Here is a 286-nt window from a genome sequence, read left to right as displayed (position 1 = left end):
CTGCAATTAATAGCGGTAACTCCGGAGGTGCACTCCTCAACCTACTCGGTGAGTTAATTGGTATTAATACCGCCATCTTAGGCCCTAATGGCGGTAACATCTGCATCGGTTTTGCTATCCCAGTGAACATGGTGAAAAACCTGTCGGCACAAATTTTAGAGTTTGGTGAGGTTCGCCGAGGACTTTTAGGCTTTACAGGTGGAGAGCTGACCCCAGAGCTTGAAGAAGCCTTTGGTTATGACACCCAACAAGGCGCTTTTGTTAACCAAGTCATGGCCGTTTCAGC

Annotated in this window: 1 protein-coding gene; it reads left to right on the top strand. The window is 47.9% G+C overall.

The genetic code is table 11. From position 1 onward, the window contains the following. A partial coding sequence (locus Q4519_RS21860) for a trypsin-like serine protease (RefSeq protein ID WP_303516058.1) occupies window positions 1–286 on the top strand: 286 nt, incomplete at both ends.

Origin of the sequence: Motilimonas sp. 1_MG-2023 (assembly GCF_030547455.1) — a bacterium.
GTDB lineage: Bacteria > Pseudomonadota > Gammaproteobacteria > Enterobacterales > CBDFNC01 > Motilimonas.
Note: the sequence above shows the minus strand (reverse complement) of the source record. Positions and strands in the feature narration are given on the sequence as shown.